This window comes from Halegenticoccus tardaugens, from assembly GCF_004116405.1.
Classification (GTDB): Archaea; Halobacteriota; Halobacteria; order Halobacteriales; family Haloferacaceae; genus Halegenticoccus; species Halegenticoccus tardaugens.
On sequence record NZ_SDIC01000007.1, the window covers coordinates 13,510 to 31,893 of the forward strand.

Sequence of the window (18,384 nt, forward strand, 5' to 3'; positions counted from 1 at the left end):
ATCTCAGACTGATGTATGGTCTGCTGGAACATACCCTACTATTAAATTCATAGAGCGAACAATCTTCGAAGATGGCGTACGAAAATCTCGATACTGACCTCGTGAACAGTCTGATGAAAGATGGGCGTGCGAGTTTGCGGAGCCTTGCTGAGGAGTTAGATGTGTCTGTCACAACCGTCTCTAACCACTTGCGTGATCTCGAAGAAAGTGGAGTTATTGAAGGGTATACCCCGATTGTCAATTACGATACGCTCGGCTATGATGTGACTGCCGTTCTGCAGCTCAAGGTTGAGGGGAGTGCCCTTCCTGATGTCACTGAACGATTACAAGATCACACACAGATGATCTCTATCTACGAAGTCACAGGCAAATCTGACATTATAGGAATCGGAAAATTTCATAGTACTGATGATATGAACACGCTCATCAAGCAGCTCCTCGCCGATGCAGACATCATTGAGTCATCAACAGCGGTCGTTCTCAACGCTCCAGTGGAAAACGAACAATTCGAACTTGACACCGAATAAATAAGGATGTCAGGGTCTGTCTGTTCAGAAAACGGCTTTGCAACCCAGTGACCAGCGAGATCTCGAAGTCAGTAGATGGTCATTCATTAGCGGGAGTGGTTGCATGGAGACTGTGACGAACCCTGGCCGACGTGCCGTACCGTCGCTTCCACTGCATCGTCGCCTCGCCGATCTCATAACCCGTCGACGAACGTCGCAAGTATGCGGTTGAACCGTTCGGGCTCTTCCAGCGTAATGCAGTGGCCGCTATTTTCGAACAGTTCGAACTCGGCGTTTGGGATTCGGTCTGCGACGTCACGGACCGCCGCGACGGTCCGCCACTTCTCGTCCGCGCCGGCGCAGACGAGCGTCGGGAGTTCGATTCCGGGGAGCGTGTCCCGGTAGTCGCGCATCGTGTAGTCGAAAAGGATAGCGCTCTTCACCGGCGGCGGTGTGCGGGTCAGTTCGTCGAGCACGAGAGTTCGTGTCCGGGGAGATGGCAGTTCTTTGAACGCTGCGTCGACGAGCCCCTCGATCAACGCGGCTTGGTCGGTTTGGACGAGTTCGATGGTCCCAATCAGTCGCGCCAGGTCGTTGTTCCCGTGCTCGTAGTCGTCCCAGGCGAACGCCGAGGCCGACATGTCGACGTCCACGAGTCCTTGCACCCGGTCGGTTCCGAACCGATCGACGTACTCCCACGCGACGAGCGCGCCCATCGACCAGCCGACGAGAACAATATCGTCGAGATCCCGCCGGTCGAGGAACGTCTGCAAGTCGTCGGCGTACCCCGGCACGGTGTGGCCAGTTTCCGTTTTCTCAGAGCGCCCGTGTCCGCGGTAGTCGAGCGCGACGATTCTGTGGTCGGGCGGAAGGTCCGCGAGCTGGTGTGCGAAGAATCGGACTCCAGTCATCACGCCAGGGAGGAAGACGATCGGCGTGCCGTCCCCGTTGTCCTCGAAGTAGAGGCTTGCCCCGTTGCACGTCTCATACGGCATAACACGTTAGGTACGCTCTGAACGAACAAGAACGCCGCTGAGCAGATTTCGGGTGACGTCCTCGTCCGCTTTAAAGGGCGAGGCTTCTTATTTGAAAAAAGATAACTTAATGGTACGAAACGACGGCGGCATTTAATGATTAATCTTCAGAACTATTCAGTGCCAACACTGTATTCTTGCGGAACTTATCAACGGATGAGGTTTGTCAATTTCTGCAGAAGAGGCTCAAAAAGTGGGTATACCAAACCCCGTCCCCAATACACATCCTCAATCGGTTGACAGATAATCACGCACATGCCCCTGCCTTCAGGCGGGGGTTGAGCGATCACAGAACGACGCAATCCACCGACGACGCTCACTCCGGGGTCTGTTCCAGAACACGCTTCTCGCCTTCGAGGAGTAATCCCTTCCACGTCAGACCACGGTGCTTCTTCAGTTCTTTCAACCGCTCGTACTGGTCTTCGTCGTGAAACTCGATTCGGATAGCAACCATACAGTATCACATGAATAGAATATTTATGTGTGTTTGATGCAACACATAGTTGATGAGGCGCACCAACACCTTCGTTGTTCGACCCCGCTCCGAACAGGACGCGGAGTTGCTACACGAACTCTTGGACGCCTCAGCCAGCCTCTGGAACGAACTTACCTACGAACGTCGCCAGAACTACTTCGACGGCGAAAGCACCTGGGACACCACCGACTACCGCAAACAGTACGTCAGTGTTCTCGGAAGCGCCACCGCTCAACAACTCATCCGCAAGAGCAAGAGCGCGTGGAAATCGTTCTTCTCGCTCAAAGAGACGGGCGAATACTGTTCCCCGCCCGGTTACTAGGGCAACGAGGACGGTCGAACACTCCGCACGTACATCCGCAACGACCAGTACACACTGGAGATGGGCAACCGCTCACGTCTCGAAATCCCCGTCGGGAAGGAACTCAAAGCGAAGTATGGCCTCGGATACACCGAGCGCCTTCGTCTCGAAGTCGCGGGCGTTCCGAAGTGGGACGGCAAACAGGGTCGGTTAGAACTGTACTACGACGAGTCCTCGAACCAATTCAGGGCCGTTCAGCCAGTCACCGTGGACGATTCTCGACTGGATGCACCGCTGGCTTCCGAAGAAGCCGCTCTGGATATTGGGGTGAACAACCTCGTCACCTGTACGACCACGACCGGCAAATAGTACCTGTACCACGGCCGCGACCTGTTCGACCAGTTCCGCGAGACGACGCGAGAGATTGCCCGTCTCCAGTCGAGACTCCGAGAGGGACGCTACTCCTCGAACCGGATTCGGCAACTGTACCGTGGCCGGACGCGACGGCGCGACCACGCACAGAACGCGCTGGTACGTGATCTTCTCGAACGCCTGTACGAGGAAGGAGTTTCGACGGTGAGCCACCACTGGCTGGAGTCACCACACTCTCACGACAGTCCCAAAGAAGCGCGCACGAACCGGAGTATCCACGGATAGGAGAAAGTCGCTCATGTCGGGTGTGGCGCTACTGCCAGACCTCGAGCGCGAGGATTCCCGCGCCTTTAGGCGCGTGGAGGATGTCAATGATCCATACAGCTTCCTCCGACTGAGTGTAGGTTAGGAGAGAAACACCCCAGACCATCTTCTCGCTCGATAGGATAACTTTTCCATCTTCCCATTTATTCAACATAGGACAAGGCGATTCATTTTGTCGGTTAGTTGCTCACACCACACAATACTAAAGAATATTTCCGTGGCTATTGTACCTTCTCGAGAACGACGCTCTTCGACCTCAGCGGCTTCCAGCGCGACCTCCTCACCGTTATCGCCGGCCATGACCAGCCCTCGGGCCAACAGATCAAAACCGAGCTCGAAGACGCCCGCACCGAAGAGATCACCCACGGGCGCTTGTACCCCAACCTCGACGTCCTCGTCAACAAAGATTACGCCGAGACTGGCCAAATCGACCGTCGGATCAATTACTACGAAATCACCGATGAAGACCGCACTGCCCTCCGAAAGCGCCGCGAGTGGGAGAAGACCAGTAACCTCCAAGAGACCGCCCTCACCTCCCCTCGAACGCCACACTAGAAATCCTCTGTCAGTGTGAAGATTGCGGGCTCATGAGACAGCGAGCCTACGTAATGCGGATTTGCTCGCCAACATAGTAGATGTAGCCACGGTTGTGCAGGATATTCAGCAGTGCCTCCGCAGACACCTCGCCACACTCAGACGCAATCACTGAGTGAGCTCGCTCACGAGGAAGTTCACCACCTGCGTTTTCGACCGGCGAGCGAAGCACGTCAAGCGCCTCTTTGGCCCGCGGTGGCAGTGGTGTGCGAGAATTCATCATTGAATATGTCTAGGGGCCGCTGTCATAAAGCCTCCCAGCCAGTCGATTTTCCTGGATCACGCTAGTTGCTGAGAATTCCTTTAGTCTCCTCTCAACGGCACACATCTCATTCTTCTTGATCTTCAGGAAATGACGTCTCTGGAGTGATCTCCAACATCCGCACGAGAAGCGCCTGAACGCCACGGCGCATCCGCTCAGAAACAGCTTGTCCCGAAATCCCAAGTGTCTGTGCGAGTTCAGCCTGACTGATCTTGCGCGGAACCTCGAAGTACCCTTCCATGAGAGCGGTAGTGAGAAGATCGTATTGCGCTTGAGTAAGTACCTCGTCAGTAGAATCGGTGAGATCGACCGAGTAGGCCAACTTCACTACGGTAATGTGAATGCCATTAGCACGACAGTGAGTATGAAACTCACTTGCGTCTGAATCGTCCGTAAAGAGGACTCGAAACGTCCAGTGATTATTTTCACTGTAGGCAGACAGAAGAATTGCCTCAACGTCAACGAGCGTCTGAATGAGCCCGTGCGAGAGTCCCTCCCACTCAACAAGATACAGTGACTTTTGCTTTTTACTCCCTAAAAATCTGATATCATCTACATGCGGATGCTTAGGAATCTCCTTATCGAAGCGCTCTCTATCCGGGCCAGAGACCCATACTAAAGGGAAGGTGTGCTCCCCAAGTGGGATAATTCGCTCAATTTCAAAGGTAAGTTGGAGGTTCTCTTCAAGTGCTCGTCCGAACGGAAAGTCGTCAGTAACGACGTCAAACGTTAGAATTGCGCTCACATCATTATGGTGGTACTATGGCTATTTGTATGTATTTTAACGCTAACAAGTCTATCTACTCACCGATCAACTCACTGATCATGACTGATTACCGGGGTGACATTGATGCGTCGCTAAGTCACCCTCTTCTCTCACACAATTTCGAGGCGGAAACCCACGACTGAAGTCGTGGGAGGAAGCCGACAGTAGCCCGTCGAACCATCACCGATGGTAGGCCGCCAACCCCACCGGAAGTGTTAGTATCGAACGGCACAAACCTCGAATCGGCCGATTGGGATGGTGAACCACGGGAACCTCGTCCGACAAAGGCACACGTCGCGGACGCACCGCGAGCGACGTGAAAACCGCTTCGTGGGGCGAGGGCGCGTCCTTTCCGTCGAGCCATCCGAGGTCCAGCATGGAAAACTGTACCACGGGGCCAACGAACCGCAGGCGGTTGCGCCACCTCCGGCCCTCTTTCGGAGACTTGTGGGCCGCGTCCGGCCGAGACACGCGCTCCCCGTGGGTTGGGTCGCCCGTCAGGAGGCCCGAGAATCCGAGACGATGAACACGAGTGGTTGCTCCATGCTCCCACGCCGCCAGGCATCAGAGTCGGAGTCTCATGGGCAATTAAATTGCCGAGGCGGTTGGCCCACCGCAAAAGCAAGCCCACGACTGTAGTCGTGGGTACCTGATGGAGTGGTGTATGAGACTACGGTACGCATCTCTGAGATAGAACAAACCATCTATTGCCGACGTAGAGTGCATACCTCTTAGTAGACTTAGTGGGCTGAGCGAGCGTAGTGGGCTTAGTAGAGCTCCATCGCTTCGATTTGCTCTTGATACCGATTACGAACAGTCACTTCAGTTACATTTGCCACTTGGGCCACCTCCCTTTGAGTTTGCTTTTCATTACAGAGCAGACTCGCGGCATACAGTGCTGCCGCAGCAAAGCCTGTCGGTGATTTTCCCGACAGTAAACCCGCTTCAGCGGACGTATCAATGATCTCGTTTGCTTTCTGTTGGACTTCCTCGCTCACTCCGAGTTCGGAGCCAAATCGCGGAACATACTGTTTTGGATCAACCGGTTGCAGCTCGAGGCCAAGTTCCTGGGCAATATAGCGATACGTACGGCCGATCTCCTTTTTATCAACGCGAGAGACCTCGGTAATCTCGTCGAGACTCCGGGGCAGATTCTCTTGCCGACACGCGGCATACAGCGCACTTGTCGCAACCCCCTCGATCGAGCGCCCGCGGACCAGATCCTCATTCAATGCACGGCGATAGATGACTGACGCCACTTCACGGACGGATCGCGGTACACCGAGTGCAGAGGCCATTCGATCGGTTTCTGAGAGTGCAAACTGTAAATTCCGCTCACCCGCGTCCCTCGTACGGATTCGTTCCTGCCACGTGCGTAGCCGGCTCATCTGTTCACGCTTTTGCGCCGAGAGGGACCGCCCATATGCGTCCTTGTTCTTCCAGTCGATTGTGGTCGTGAGCCCCTTATCATGCAGTGTCTGTGTCGTCGGCGCGCCCACGCGCGACTTCGAGTCCCGCTCAGTCTGGGTAAACGCGCGCCACTCTGGCCCTCGATCAATTGAGCGCTCTTCGACGACGAGTCCGCAGTCTGTGCACACCAATTCGTCGGTATCCGTGCTTTTGACCACTGTCCCGGAATCACATTCCGGGCACAGCTGCTCAGTTGCAGCGGACTCAGGGCCCTCTTTTGTTTCCACACGTGTATTCGAACCGTACTGGGAGAATCCAGTCATTGCGGGAGACTCACAAACGGAACGATACTGAAGGTTATGGCCTATCTCTACGTCATGAAATATAAAACCTAGATAGTCTTAAATTTGGAAGCACAACTCTGAGGCTGCATACCTCTTGCTGCAACGATCGTTGGAAGTGTTGACTTCAAGTCACAGAGTGACTGTTCACGATAACGGGTAGCTTGGTACCATCCATTAAATTATTATCAGAGAGCGATAGTGGGGTAGCGGACCGCGCCATGAGGCGGCACGGCGCTACCCATGGTGGATAGGGGTGATCAACGCGGACTTCCAGTTCCGATGTAGACCTTCATCCCATCCACCAGATGGCTCGCATCTGATGGCGCGTAAGCGACGATACGGAGGTGACCGAATTACGGGAGGGGCATCCTCACCCTAGGTGGGCGAGGATGTCGCGGCAGGGACAGGCGCGCTCATCCTCCCACACTTCGGTCTTCCTAAGGCATAATACAGTCACACTAATGCGTTAGGGGCACTAAACAATAATTCGACATAAACGGTTTGCTGGAGACAGAGGTTCTATTCAGCAGGCAGGGATGAGAACCAGAATTGAGTCGTTCCTCGAGTAATAGCAATCTCGTTCTTTATCGATCATCGTCGAGCGTATAGTCCGTGATCAGGCATTCGCGCTCCGTGTTCGCCCTCTCTGTCGGAACAAAGACGTTGAGCTCCTATTTTGGCCACCTCGCTCCGACCCCACCGTCCACCGTCCGTGACCTCGACCAAACGAACGAGAAAACCGCGATCGGAACTATCACTTCACACCATCATTATACTGACATGTAACGATGCCAGCGGGGTGAACTTCTCCGACGGCAGCGAGTAATCCGGTTCCTCAACCGGTAGAATACCCTGATGAGTGGGTCGTCCCCGACTGTTATGTGCGCCACCCCTGATCCACAGGTATGAAAACGCGTTCACTGGGCGAGACCGGGCACGACAGCACTGTGATGACGTTCGGTGCGATCGTGCTGAACTGGCTCGAACAGGAGGGGGCCGATCAGATGGTGGAACTCGTCCTGGATCACGGAGTCAATCACTTTGACGTGGCCCCGGCCTACGGCGACGCCGAACTGAAGCTGAGACCGAAGCTCCACCAGCACCGCGAGGACATCTTCCTCGGGTGCAAGACCCAGGAGCGGGGCTACGAGGGTGCGAAGCGGAAGCTCGAACAGTCGCTCGACCGCCTTGGCGTGGACACCATCGACCTGTACCAAGTCCATGGTCTGGAGTACGAGCACGAACTCGACAGGATCACGGCCGACGACGGTGCCCTCGAGGCGATGCGGGAGGCTAAGGCCGACGGCGTCATCGATCACATCGGGCTGACCAGTCACGGGAACCCCCAGCTCATCCTCGAGGCGATCGACCGCATCGACGACCTCGAGACGGTGATGTTCCCGCTGAACCCGGTCGTCGTCGGGAAGGACGACGAGGATCACGACTACCAGGCGGTGCTCGAGCGCGCGAACGAGGAGAACATCGGCACGCTCGGCATCAAGGCCTTCGCGAAAGGGTCGTGGCCGCCGACCGAGGAACTCTCAGAGCGGGACCGCCCGTACGCGAACTGGTATGAGCCCGTCGACACGTCCGAGAAGATCCGTGACCGGTTCGACTTCGCTGCCTCGCAGGGCCTGACCAGCGTCGTCAGTCCCGGCGACCCGAAGCTCGTCGCGATGGTGCTCGAGGCCGCGAGCCGGTATGACGGCATGGACGAGGCGGCCCAGCGATCGCTCGTCGAGGAGGCTCGCCACGACGAGAGCCCCGTCCCGGAACAGCTCCACCACTGAACCTGGAGGTCTCGATGGACGTTCCCCAGACAGTGACGGCAGCGCTCGAAGACCGCCCCGTCGACGGGGCGACCTGCCTTGAGGCCGGCGCCGGCGTCGGGAACACGACCACCGGATTGCTCGCAAACGGTGGCCGCCGGGTCTACGCTATTACTAACGACAGTGACCACGCGACAGCGGTCCGCGAACGAATCGGACGTGCCGAGGCTGACCGTACTGCCGTGATCGAAGTCGATGGACGACAGGGTGACATTCTCCGCTTCGAAACCGCTGACAGCGAGACGATCCCGGTCTTTCCATTAGCCATATCGAGCGTCGTCGAGGGGGTGCCTGGTGTCCGGCGAGCACAGATCGTTCGGACCGAGCCGAACACGCTCCGCGTTCGCCTCGACGTCACCGCGACGGCCGAGGAATCCAAGGTCTGGGAACGAGTCGAACGAGACGTTCTTGAGTTCCTGCAGCAACGGGAGATCATCGATGTGAGCGTTGAACGGGCAGACAGGGCCCCACAACGCGATCCCACTAGCGGCAAGTTCCGGCATGTCTAGTCGGAACTGGCGTAAGGAATCGTTCATATCTGGAGCGCGATGGTGCTTAGAACCGCGTTGCCGTCGCCGACCCGATGCGGACGTCGAGGAGCGTATTGTTCGGCTCGTCCGTCAGAGCCTCACGGTAATACTCGGCCCACTCCGCTTCGGTCGGTCCGAGATATTTCGAGAAGATACGTCGTGCTGCGTCGTTGATGCGGGCTGAATCCGTGATGGTCGCGGCAGTGCCCTGCATGACGACCATCCACTCGGCGTCGCCATCGGCGTGTTTCTCAATGGAGATGGCGACCCGTGGATTCTGGCTTGCGTTCTCTAGTTTTCGGCCCCCGGTGAGGATGTGGACGTGCCCGTCGTCATAGCCGTACCAGACTGGCGCGACGTGCGGGCGGTCATTCACCGAAGTTGCGAGTGCGCCATGAGGGTCGCGTCACCAATGAGCTTCTCGACGGAGGGTGAAACAGACATGTGAGGTGTACGTCAGCGACAGGTATAACCGTAGAGAGAACTATCAGAATTCTTATAGACAACCTCGTCGTTCTACTCGAAGAAACAGGACCGATTATGAGGTGTGGTCCGGGGGCAATTCTCGACGAATCTTCATCCTGTCGGCGGTAGATCGTGAGTCCTTCTGTGACTCCGAGACCGCTTCGAGAACCTCCGCGCTCAGGTCTTGCGACGCGCTGTCGTCCGAATAAACGCGAAGCGATCGTTCGTGAGTTCGTAGAGTCGTCGAGGTGGCGGGAGAACTTCGCTTCTCGGTTTCCGATTGGCGGTGGCCGATTTCGACGAACCCTTAACTGCCGAGCGTGGCGAATGCGAATACGAGCGCGAGGTACCCCACGACGACACCGACCGCCACGAGGGGGATCGTCGCGAGGTGATCGTACGTCCCGTTCACGTCCTCGGTCTCGGGGCGAGCGTCTCCCCGCTCTATCGCATCGACGTCGACCTCGCCCGCGTCGATTTCTTGGGCGGTCGGCATGATCTCGGGAAGGTTCTTGCGGCGCGCGTCGAGTTTGTTCAGTGTGAAAACCGCGACGGCGGTGAGCGCGAATGCGAGCGGAAGCAACACTGAGATCGACGAAACGCCGACCGCGTATAGGAGCAGGGCGAGGACCGTAACGCCAGCCGCGGTCATTGCGAACGGGATCTGCGTGTTCACGTGGTCGATGTGGTCGGACCCGGCGAAGATCGACGACATCACGGTCGTATCACTGATTGGCGAGACGTGATCGCCCCAGATCGAGCCGCCGAACAGGACGCCCATGAGAACCGGCAGGATCGATAGACCGACGAGTTCATAACCCAGCGGGATGGCAAGCGGCGTCAGAATCGCCATGGTTCCCCAGGAGGTTCCGGTAGTGAACGCGATGAACATGGCGGCGATGAAGATTATAAGCGGTAGGTACGACCCCGGGACGCCGCTGCCGACCATCGCGCCGACGATATACTGGGCAGTACCGACCTGTTCGGCGGCGTGACCGATGCTCCACGCGAGAATGATGATGGCAGCCGCGATCATCATCGTCTTGAACCCGTTAATCACGGTGTCGCTGGCCTCGTCGAGACCCATCGTCCCGAAGCCGAGCGCGCCAATCATTCCGACGGCCATGAACGCGAATGCGCCGTACAGAAGCCCGAGGGCGACGTCGGTCTCCTGGAACGCGGTCGCGACGTCGACGTTCGGCTGGTATCCGCCGCCCAGCCACCACATGGCGACCAACCCGACGACTAGGAGCGTCACGATCGGAGCAAAGAAGTTGAACAGCGTCGGGTTCTCCTCGCTCGGCTCGCCGACGTCGGTCGTGATGTCCGAAAGCGGCGTTGCGTCTTCCCGGAGCGTCTTTTTCTCCTTGCGCGAGCGCCACTCCGCGTCGAGCATTGGCCCGTAAAAACGCTGGGTAATCGAAATAAGTCCGACCATGAAGAACGCCAGGAAGCAATAGATATTCCACGGGATACTTCGGAGAAAGAGGTCGAACGCGGTAATCCCTACCTCCTCAGCGGTGAACGCTGCCGCCTCGAACCCGGCGATGATCATGGACACCTGGAACCCGATCCAATTGGAGACCGGTCCGAATGTGGTGACCGGCGAGGTTGTTGAGTCCAGCACGTAGGCGTGCATCTCGCGCGAGCTGTTGTTCTCTTCGGAGAGCTCCCTCGTCGCGTTCCCCGTGACGATGGTGCTCGTGTACGAGTCGAAGAATATGAACACGCCGATGAGCCACGTCAGAATCTGCGAATCACGGGCCGTGTTCACCCGATGGCCAATCCAGTTTTCGAGTGCGATGATCCCTCCAGACTTATAGATGAATGCGGCACCGGCACCCATAAACATGATCAGGATCAGGAACTTGGTGTCGAATGGTTCCCGAACCACTTCGATAATCCAATCCATTGACAGCGCCGTCGCCGCGATCGGATCCCAGTTTGCGACCATCAGCGCGCCGATCCACACACCGGCGAACAACGACACCAACACCTGCCGCGTATACATCGCGAGAACGATCGCGAGGATCGGCGGTACGAGGGATAAAACACCGAACGTTCCCTGTGGCATGTGCGTGCCTCTCGACAAAATTGTTTAAAGCTTCCTAATAGATACAACTATAGAAATATTAAATTGCGTTTTTTAGGGTGATGAGTAATTCAAGAGACCAATACGCTTGACACCCTCCCGCGTCTCAAGACGCGGGAATCCTTACACGGGGGTCTGGCCCGAGTGCCGTCCCCACCGTAAGCGACTTTCCGCTAAACCGGGAGCGTACTCTGGTGTGTGCGCACTTCGTTGAGACTTTCCCTCGCGGGAGCGTGTGGTACCGCCGACCATCCGTGGTCGTCCCACTCGAATCGCACGGGCCGTGCCATCGGCCTTGGTTCGTAGTCTTGCCGTCTTAGGAACGTCTCGGACGTCCCGAGAACCGAAGGTTCTCGTGGGCACGCAAGACGCGACGCGTCTTGCGAACGCCGTGAGGTCCGCGTGGCCGTCGAACCCGCACGGACATGTAAGCGAATCTCCCTCTCGCACCGTCTGGTCGGTTGACCCGCACTCTGGACATTCTTGAGAAGTCCACGCTTCCGACGCTTCTTCGACTCGGATGCCGAACTCTTCGGCAGTGTCTCTGAGCCGGTCGATGAACGCGCGAAACGTCCAGTCTGCACAGACTGTGGGACTGAGGTAAATGACTCGCGGTTTCACGCTGGCTGAGTGCTCTGCCTCCGAAGTAGAGTAGGCGCCACACCCGGGCTCACGCCTTGCTTGTCTCGAGCTCATAGGTTAAGATGTTTCTGACGAAGACCGAAAAGCCGTGGTCGACTCCAGCGGTCCAGACTGCCGTTTCATCGGGAAATCCCAGGACAGGCTCGCCCCAAATAGAACTCACTAACACCGCTTCCCGGTCACTCATCACCACACGTCCGAGTCCGTGATTCTCTGGCGTATCACTGACCCACTCGAGTAGCGCAGAGGAAAACACGGTCATTCCTGGCACCTCGACTGAGAGCTGCTGGTGGATCTCGTCGGTGACCGTCCCGACGTGGATGGAAACACCAGTATCGCTCGCTTGCTGCAGGGATGACAACATCTCATCGTCGAGAATCGCGTCATTGAAGATGAGCAAGACGAGTTCCTCCTCGGCTTCTTCAATGAGAGCTAACGTGCGTTCGGTGACGTTCTCATGGTGTTCGATTGCCCAGACGGCTCGGTCAGTTTCCTTGTAGGCTGGTTCAATGTCACGCAGCGACTCTTCAAGCGTGTCAAAGTAGGTGTCGTACCGCTTGCGAAGTAAGTGTAACGCGGTGTCGATCTCGACCGCTTGGAATACTTTCGGCTTTGAGCGTTGGATGTCGACTAACCCCTTTCGGGAAAGCCGGTCAAGTGCTCCGTACACACGTGAGCGGGGGACGTCTGCGAGGCGGCTCACGTCTTTGGCGGTGCCCTGCGGAAGATGGGCAAGTGCGACGAAGCATTTGGCTTCGTACTCGCTAAGCCCGAGCTCCTGGAGAACGCTAATAGCGTCATGCGAGTCGACCATACTACCAGAATGGGGCCGCGCGGGGTAGGATATATGGCTCGCGTTCGTGAATTTATCTCTCTCAATATTCTCTCAGAGGACATAGGAAGGCGTGATCGGGTGATCTGTCTACACCGAGTCGAGATGAACGTCCGCTGACTCTGATGAACCTCCTTCAATCGACCCTCGAGAGATTTGCCCTGCTACCTCCTGCTACCCGCTGAGTGAAACACGACTGTTCCTCCGAAATCACATTTCAAGTCACCGTCACACAGCAGGGATGAATATAAAATAGTTACATACGGAAGGCTGGCATTGGTAATCATGTACGATATCGTATGAGAATCCCCGGGGAGCGGTCCGAAGATGAGCAGTCGCCGTGTGGACATCAAGAGATTGGCCCCGCAGAACGGCCAAGTGACGTGCTCCTCTTTGCTCTTGCAGATCTTGCTCATATCGACCCAACAGCTCACCGTCTCTCTGTGCCACCATCGGAAGTCATCGATCTGGACGCGCTTCATGCGCTCATGTCCAGGTATGCGAGTACACAGACCGATCGCTCGTTGGTGCTCACCTTCAAATACAAGGCTCTGTTGAAATTCTCAGAATATGATACAAACAGCGTGCTGAATACAGAGGATACGTTGGTCGTGTACGGACCTTGTGTGGGAAATTGTTCGCTGGACCCCGAAGGAGAAGACGAGGGACTCTCGTCACAGTTCGTCGTCAACAGGAACCTCTACCTCCAGTTCTACCAGGGGTGTTTCGCTCGCGAGGCTCTCGACACCGATGGCGGTGTGGCAGGGAAAGGGCTCGGTCGAAAAAACCTCCCGATACACTGACTGAAACGCCTCGTAGTGGTCCCTAATGTCGACAATATAGCTCGTGATTTTGACGATGTCCTCGAGTTCCCTGTCCACACTCTGAAGAACCGTCTCGACGTTCTCGAATGCCTGTCGAGTCTGCGACTCGACATCGGTGCCGACGTAGTTCCCGTCTTCGTCCGTCCCGACCTGTCCCGATATGTAAAACGCCTCGTCGGCGACGATTGCAGGGCTGAAGTGATGTGGCGTTGTGTCGGCTAGGTTTTTTGGCTCGATAACTCTCCGTACCATAGCCATGTCATCTTCGATGATCTGAATAAAAATTTGGTTGGCAGAGAAAAATCCTGATTCTTCCCAGCGGTTCGATATCGATGTCTTTCGACGACAGAACTGAACGGTCGAGCAGTAGACTCTGTGACCGATATACACCCTCTATTCAGCAGTCGGTTAGCAAGATCCTAACCACTGTCAGTAACGGAGTGCAAGATACAAAGGTTCTATTTGTCGCCCTGTTCCCCCCTCACGATAGCCAAATACTCCCGCCTCTGCCGTCGTTCTGAGAATTCTGTATGTGCCGACGGGAACTCTGACCAGAAGAATTTCCCCACCAATCCATATAAGAACCCTTGAGAGTTCGATTCCCCCAAGAAGGAGGGTCTCAGGAGTAATCACCCCGAGAAGGAATAGGGCCAAAGCAATCCAGAACGCTTCATTCCGTTGAGAGAGTTCTGTGAGGGTATTCGCCATGTTGCTGAGTAAGTTGTTGTAGGAAGTAATCTTTCTCCACTGATAGACTTGTGCCTTGTATTCAGCACGACCGCTGAGTTCTGTCACCAGGGGAGGATTTCAACGGAGCCGGCGAAACAGGTCGTTACCCGGACCTACACCGCAGGTATTTGCAACCAGCGGCAGGTGTGCGACGGCCTCGATTCGCTTGGATTCGCCGCCTCAAAACTCTGGAACGTCGCCCGGCGGACTGTCGGGCGCGTTTGGGATGCATGCGGCCAGATTCCTGAGGATAGCGCTCTTAAGTCGCACCTCAAGCGCCACGAACGCTACGCCGACTTCAACGCACAGTAGAGTTCGTTCGAAACGGCTTTGCCGTTTCGCGATGCCAACGAGCGAAGCTCGTTGAGCACAGCGAGTTCTCCAAGAACTTGCTGAGGCGTTCAAAGGCTAGTACAGCCACCGCCGAAACGGGAACCAGAACGCGAATCCACCTGGCTACCGCAAAAACGGCTACGACCATCCGCGTTCGACCGTCACGTTCAAAGAAGATGGTTTTAAACACGACGCGAAATACGACCGCGTCCGCCTCTCGAAAGGCCGAAACCTCAAAGAACACTGGTCGGACTTCATTCTCTGCAAGTACGACGCCGGTCCGAACGTCACCGTCGAGAACGTTCAACAGGTCCGCGCGGTATACGAACACGGCGAGTGGCGGTTGCACTTCGTCTGCCGCGTCGAGATGGATGAATCCAAGCCGCTGGGCGACGGTGTGGCAGGCATCGACCTCGGTATCTGCAATTTCGTCACCGTCTCCTACGGCGACGCCGTATTGTACCCCGGTGGCGCGCTCAAGGAAGACGAATACTACTTCACCAAGAAACGCACCGAGACAGATAATTCGGCCTCACGTGAGACAAAGCGTCTCGACCGTAAGCGAACTGGTCGTCGGACACACTTCTTGCACACACTGTCGAAGGACATCGTTTCGGAGTGCGTCGAACGCGGCGTTGGAACGATTGTCGTCGGCGACCTCAGCGGCATCCGTGAGAACAAGAACGACGAGGCCCACAACTGGGGGAGTCACGGCAACCTCGATTTGCACGGATGGGCGTTCGATCGCTTCATACAGATGCTCAACTACAAGGCGGAAGCAGAAGGCATCGACGTGGTCACGAAGTCCGAACGCGGCACGTCGAAGACGTGTTCGGCGTACGGGTGGTCGGCCAAGCGTCAGCGCGTTGAACGCGGCTTGTACGTCTGTGAGTGCGGCTTCGTCGGGAACGTGGACTGCAACGGCATAGAGAACATCAGACGAAAAGTACTCCTGAATCCTCCATCAGAGGATAGGAGTACCGGCTGGGTGGCACAGCCCGGAGTCTGCCTTCACGACTTGTCCTGCGGATTCCAACCGCGGGAACAAGTGGTAGACTGTAAACCCTAATATCCCAATCCAGCGACACGGCGCCGTGGGATTCCCGCGGCTTCAGGCGCGGGAGGATGTCAACCGGTCCGGAACGAGTAATCGAGACTGGGTGCCGAGTGAGTTAGACTCCCCATCGAGATCACGTCCACGCCGGTCGCGGCGTAGTCGGCTACGTCGTCGACCGTTATCCCGCCGCTGGCCTCAACGAGGATTTCGCGACCAAGGTTAGCCACCGTCTCCCCGAGCAAGTCCACTGCTTGCCCGGTCTCGGCGGGCGTCATGTTATCGAGGAGGACGACGTCAGCCCCTGCTTTCGCGGCCCGCGGCCCATCCGCGGGGTCCTCAACTTCGACATCTATCTTCGTCGCGAACGAGACTTGGTCCCGGAAGTGTTCGACGGCCGCCTCGAGACCCATCTCGGCCACGTGGTTATCCTTGACCATCACCATGTGCGACAGATCGAGGCGGTGGGTGTCGCCGCCGCCCGCAACGACGGCGCACTTTTCGACCCCGCGCAGGCCGGGCGTCGTCTTGCGCGTACACGCTATTCGAACGTGATCGTCGACGGCGTTCGCTCGCTCGACGGCCGCGCGCGTCTTCGTTGCGATACCCGAAGCATGACCGGCGACGTTGACCGCGACGCGTTCGCCGCGGAGCACGTTCCGGGCGGGTCCCTTGACGCGGACGACGATGTCGCCCGCGTCGATCCGATCGCCCTCGTCGACCGCAGCCGTCGCCTCGCAGTCTAGATAGTCGAACACCGAGACGACCGCGTCCAGTCCGGCGGCGATGCCCTCCTCATTCGAGATGAGTCGGCCGGCCGTCTCGCCGGGAACCTCGTTCGTCGCGTCGTGATGGCCTAGGTCCTCGCGCACCCATGCTTCGATCTGCGAGTCGTAGATCATCGGTTCTCGACGGCGGGGTCGGGCTCCTCCTCGGCCCGACCCTGATTCTCGCTCACGAGATGGTGGGTGCCCAAGCTCTCGTCGTTGGCGAGCGCGTGGCGGGTGACGAGCAGCGCGGTCACACTGGCGTGACGGAGTTCGTACAGCGATCGCGAGGTGCGCGTACGGACGTACGCATCGACTTCGCCCTTGAGTCGACGGAGGGCAGCCTGCGCGCGGTTCAGATCCTCGGGGTCGCGTTCGAGTCCGACGTACTCGTCCATGACGCGGCGCAGGCGGTGGAACTTGTCCCGGACGAATGCGTCCGGGAGGTCAGGATCGCGATCGAGCAACTCCGGCGCTTCGATGACCAGGGGGGTGTGTCCGGCGGCGTCCTCGCCAGCGCGCAAGCCCCAGACAAGGCCTTCGAGAAGGCTCGTCGAGGCCAGGCGGTTCGCGCCGTGGACACCGGTCCTCGCGCACTCGCCGACGGCGTAGAGACGATCGAGTGAAGCCCGCCCGCGGTCATCGACCGCGACGCCGCCACAGAGGAAGTGCTCGGCGGGGGCGACCGGTATCCCGTCGGCCCCATCGACGCCGCGAGCGTCACACTTGGCCGCGAGATCCGGGAATTCGCCGGTGAAGTCAAGCGTCGACACGTCCAGCCAGACCTCCTCGGTGGCCTCGATTTCCGTGACAACCGCGCGCGCCACGACGTCGCGGGGACCCAGTTCGGCGTCGGGGTGATAGCCGGGCATGAACCGCTCGCCTGCCCCGTTCCGGAGGAGCGCCCCCTCACCGCGAACGGCCTCGCTCACGAGGAACGGGCCGGTAGCCGGGTCGTCCTCGCCACTCGCGGATCCTTCGTGGTTCGCGGTGTGATTGCTCATTATCGAGGCGCTCCGCGCCTCACTCTCTCCGCTCGCTGGTCCGGAGGACTCCCTCCAGTCGCCCTCCCTGCCCGGATAGACGGTCGGGTGGAACTGCACGTATTCCATGTCTTCGACGTCCGCACCCGCAAGCGCAGCCATAGCGATCCCGTCGCCCGTCGAGTTCGCGGGGTTCGTCGAACACGCGAACAAGTCGCCGACCCCGCCCGTCGCGAGGACCGTCGCGCCAGCGTAAACCGGTTCCACGTCGCCATCGTGTTGGAGCAACGCGCCGTGGACGCGGCCCTCGTGGCGGATCAACTCCAGGGCTGCCGTGTCGTCTCGAATCTCGATCGACTCGTGGGCGTCGAGGTGGTTCAGGAACGGGACGTGTACGTGCTTGCCCGTGGAGGCGTCGACGTGGAGGATGCGCTCCTCGCTGTGGGCGGCTTCGCGGGCGAAGTCGAATTCCTTGTCGTCCGATCCGCTGCTCGCGGCTCTGTCGGAGGACTCGCTTCGCTCACCTTCCGAGCCCTGGGCCGGGTCACTCGCCAGGACGCCGCTCGCTCGTTCGGATGACTCCCCTCGGTCGTCCTTTCGGCTATCGAATTCGACGTCTAAGGTCTCCACGAGCACGTCGCGGACGGCGTCGTTGGCGTTCTCGACAAGAACCTCAACGGCGTCGGGGTCGGCGGTGCCGTCCGAGGTGTCGATGATGTCTTCCGCGAACCCTTCTGGGTTGTCGCGCGTGACGGCGATACCACCCTGGGCCCACCAAGAAGAGGCGCCTTCCGGCCGTTTGGCCTTCGTGGCGACGACGACATCGCTCCCCTCGCGCGCGGCACCCAGGGCGGCGGCCAGGCCTGCGATGCCGGAGCCGACGACGAGGACGTCGGTTTGCTCGTACTCGGCCATC

At 58.0% G+C, this 18,384-nt stretch carries 14 protein-coding genes and 4 pseudogenes; 6 read left to right on the forward strand and 12 right to left on the reverse strand.

All coding sequences use genetic code 11. The annotated features are described in order from the left end of the window. The first annotated feature begins 71 nt into the window (after positions 1–71). Complete coding sequence (gene lrp / locus C3L37_RS17485) at positions 72–527, forward strand: HTH-type transcriptional regulator Lrp (RefSeq protein WP_129115889.1); 456 nt, start codon at positions 72–74, stop codon at positions 525–527. A gap of 173 nt (positions 528–700) precedes the next feature. On the opposite strand, the gene C3L37_RS17490 is transcribed toward lrp, so the two are convergent. Both C3L37_RS17490 and C3L37_RS24485 read right to left on the reverse strand, forming a co-directional pair. Next, entirely contained in the window at positions 701–1,501 is an 801-nt protein-coding gene (locus C3L37_RS17490; RefSeq protein ID WP_129115890.1) for an alpha/beta fold hydrolase, read from the reverse strand. 355 nt (positions 1,502–1,856) lie between these two features. Further along, positions 1,857–1,994, reverse strand: coding sequence for a hypothetical protein (locus tag C3L37_RS24485; protein ID WP_164974791.1), 138 nt, complete (start codon positions 1,992–1,994; stop codon positions 1,857–1,859). A 52-nt stretch (positions 1,995–2,046) separates the two neighbouring features. Here C3L37_RS24485 and C3L37_RS17495 point away from each other — a divergent pair. Continuing rightward, a pseudogene (locus C3L37_RS17495) lies at positions 2,047–2,895 on the forward strand (RNA-guided endonuclease InsQ/TnpB family protein); the annotation flags it as partial. A 405-nt stretch (positions 2,896–3,300) separates the two neighbouring features. Beyond that, positions 3,301–3,567, forward strand: a complete 267-nt coding sequence (locus C3L37_RS17500; protein WP_228546350.1) for a helix-turn-helix transcriptional regulator — start codon at positions 3,301–3,303, stop codon at positions 3,565–3,567. 368 nt (positions 3,568–3,935) lie between these two features. On the opposite strand, the gene C3L37_RS17505 is transcribed toward C3L37_RS17500, so the two are convergent. Beyond that, the gene (locus C3L37_RS17505) at positions 3,936–4,613 is read right to left on the reverse strand and encodes a bacterio-opsin activator domain-containing protein (protein ID WP_129115892.1); all 678 of its coding nucleotides are present in this window, start codon (positions 4,611–4,613) and stop codon (positions 3,936–3,938) included. Between the two features lie 788 nt (positions 4,614–5,401). After that, complete coding sequence (locus tag C3L37_RS17510) at positions 5,402–6,331, reverse strand: transcription initiation factor IIB (RefSeq protein ID WP_394345802.1); 930 nt, start codon at positions 6,329–6,331, stop codon at positions 5,402–5,404. 962 nt (positions 6,332–7,293) lie between these two features. On the opposite strand from C3L37_RS17510, the gene C3L37_RS17515 reads away from it, so the two are divergent. Then, a complete protein-coding gene (locus C3L37_RS17515; protein ID WP_129115894.1) occupies positions 7,294–8,178 on the forward strand; it encodes an aldo/keto reductase in 885 nt (294 codons plus the stop codon). A 14-nt stretch (positions 8,179–8,192) separates the two neighbouring features. After that, positions 8,193–8,420, forward strand: a pseudogene (locus C3L37_RS17520) (class I SAM-dependent methyltransferase); the annotation flags it as partial. A gap of 352 nt (positions 8,421–8,772) precedes the next feature. On the opposite strand, the gene C3L37_RS17525 reads toward C3L37_RS17520, so the two are convergent. From C3L37_RS17525 to C3L37_RS17550, 6 genes and pseudogenes are all read right to left on the reverse strand, one after another. Continuing rightward, positions 8,773–9,123 carry a pyridoxamine 5'-phosphate oxidase family protein gene (locus tag C3L37_RS17525; protein ID WP_228546312.1) on the reverse strand — a complete coding sequence of 117 codons (351 nt, stop codon included), beginning with the start codon at positions 9,121–9,123 and terminating at the stop codon, positions 8,773–8,775. Positions 9,124–9,519: 396 nt separating this feature from the next. Continuing rightward, positions 9,520–11,223: a Na+/H+ antiporter NhaC family protein gene (locus C3L37_RS17530; RefSeq protein ID WP_129116097.1), complete on the reverse strand. Its 1,704-nt coding sequence runs from the start codon at positions 11,221–11,223 to the stop codon at positions 9,520–9,522. Between the two features lie 254 nt (positions 11,224–11,477). After that, a pseudogene (locus C3L37_RS17535) lies at positions 11,478–11,880 on the reverse strand (transposase); the annotation flags it as partial. 94 nt (positions 11,881–11,974) lie between these two features. Continuing rightward, positions 11,975–12,760, reverse strand: coding sequence for a TrmB family transcriptional regulator (locus C3L37_RS17540; protein ID WP_129115895.1), 786 nt, complete (start codon positions 12,758–12,760; stop codon positions 11,975–11,977). Positions 12,761–13,452: 692 nt separating this feature from the next. Beyond that, positions 13,453–13,854: a RidA family protein gene (locus tag C3L37_RS17545; RefSeq protein WP_164974792.1), complete on the reverse strand. Its 402-nt coding sequence runs from the start codon at positions 13,852–13,854 to the stop codon at positions 13,453–13,455. Positions 13,855–14,031: 177 nt separating this feature from the next. Further along, the gene (locus C3L37_RS17550) at positions 14,032–14,397 is read right to left on the reverse strand and encodes a hypothetical protein (protein WP_164974788.1); all 366 of its coding nucleotides are present in this window, start codon (positions 14,395–14,397) and stop codon (positions 14,032–14,034) included. 9 nt (positions 14,398–14,406) lie between these two features. On the opposite strand from C3L37_RS17550, the pseudogene C3L37_RS17555 reads away from it, so the two are divergent. Further along, a pseudogene (locus tag C3L37_RS17555) lies at positions 14,407–15,733 on the forward strand (RNA-guided endonuclease InsQ/TnpB family protein). A 59-nt stretch (positions 15,734–15,792) separates the two neighbouring features. On the opposite strand, the gene nadC reads toward C3L37_RS17555, so the two are convergent. Both nadC and C3L37_RS17565 read right to left on the reverse strand, forming a co-directional pair. Further along, complete coding sequence (gene nadC, locus C3L37_RS17560) at positions 15,793–16,620, reverse strand: carboxylating nicotinate-nucleotide diphosphorylase (protein WP_129115898.1); 828 nt, start codon at positions 16,618–16,620, stop codon at positions 15,793–15,795. Continuing rightward, positions 16,617–18,383, reverse strand: coding sequence for an L-aspartate oxidase (locus C3L37_RS17565; protein ID WP_129115899.1), 1,767 nt, complete (start codon positions 18,381–18,383; stop codon positions 16,617–16,619). The genes nadC and C3L37_RS17565 overlap by 4 nt, the downstream gene beginning before the upstream one ends. Between the last annotated feature and the right edge of the window lies 1 nt (position 18,384).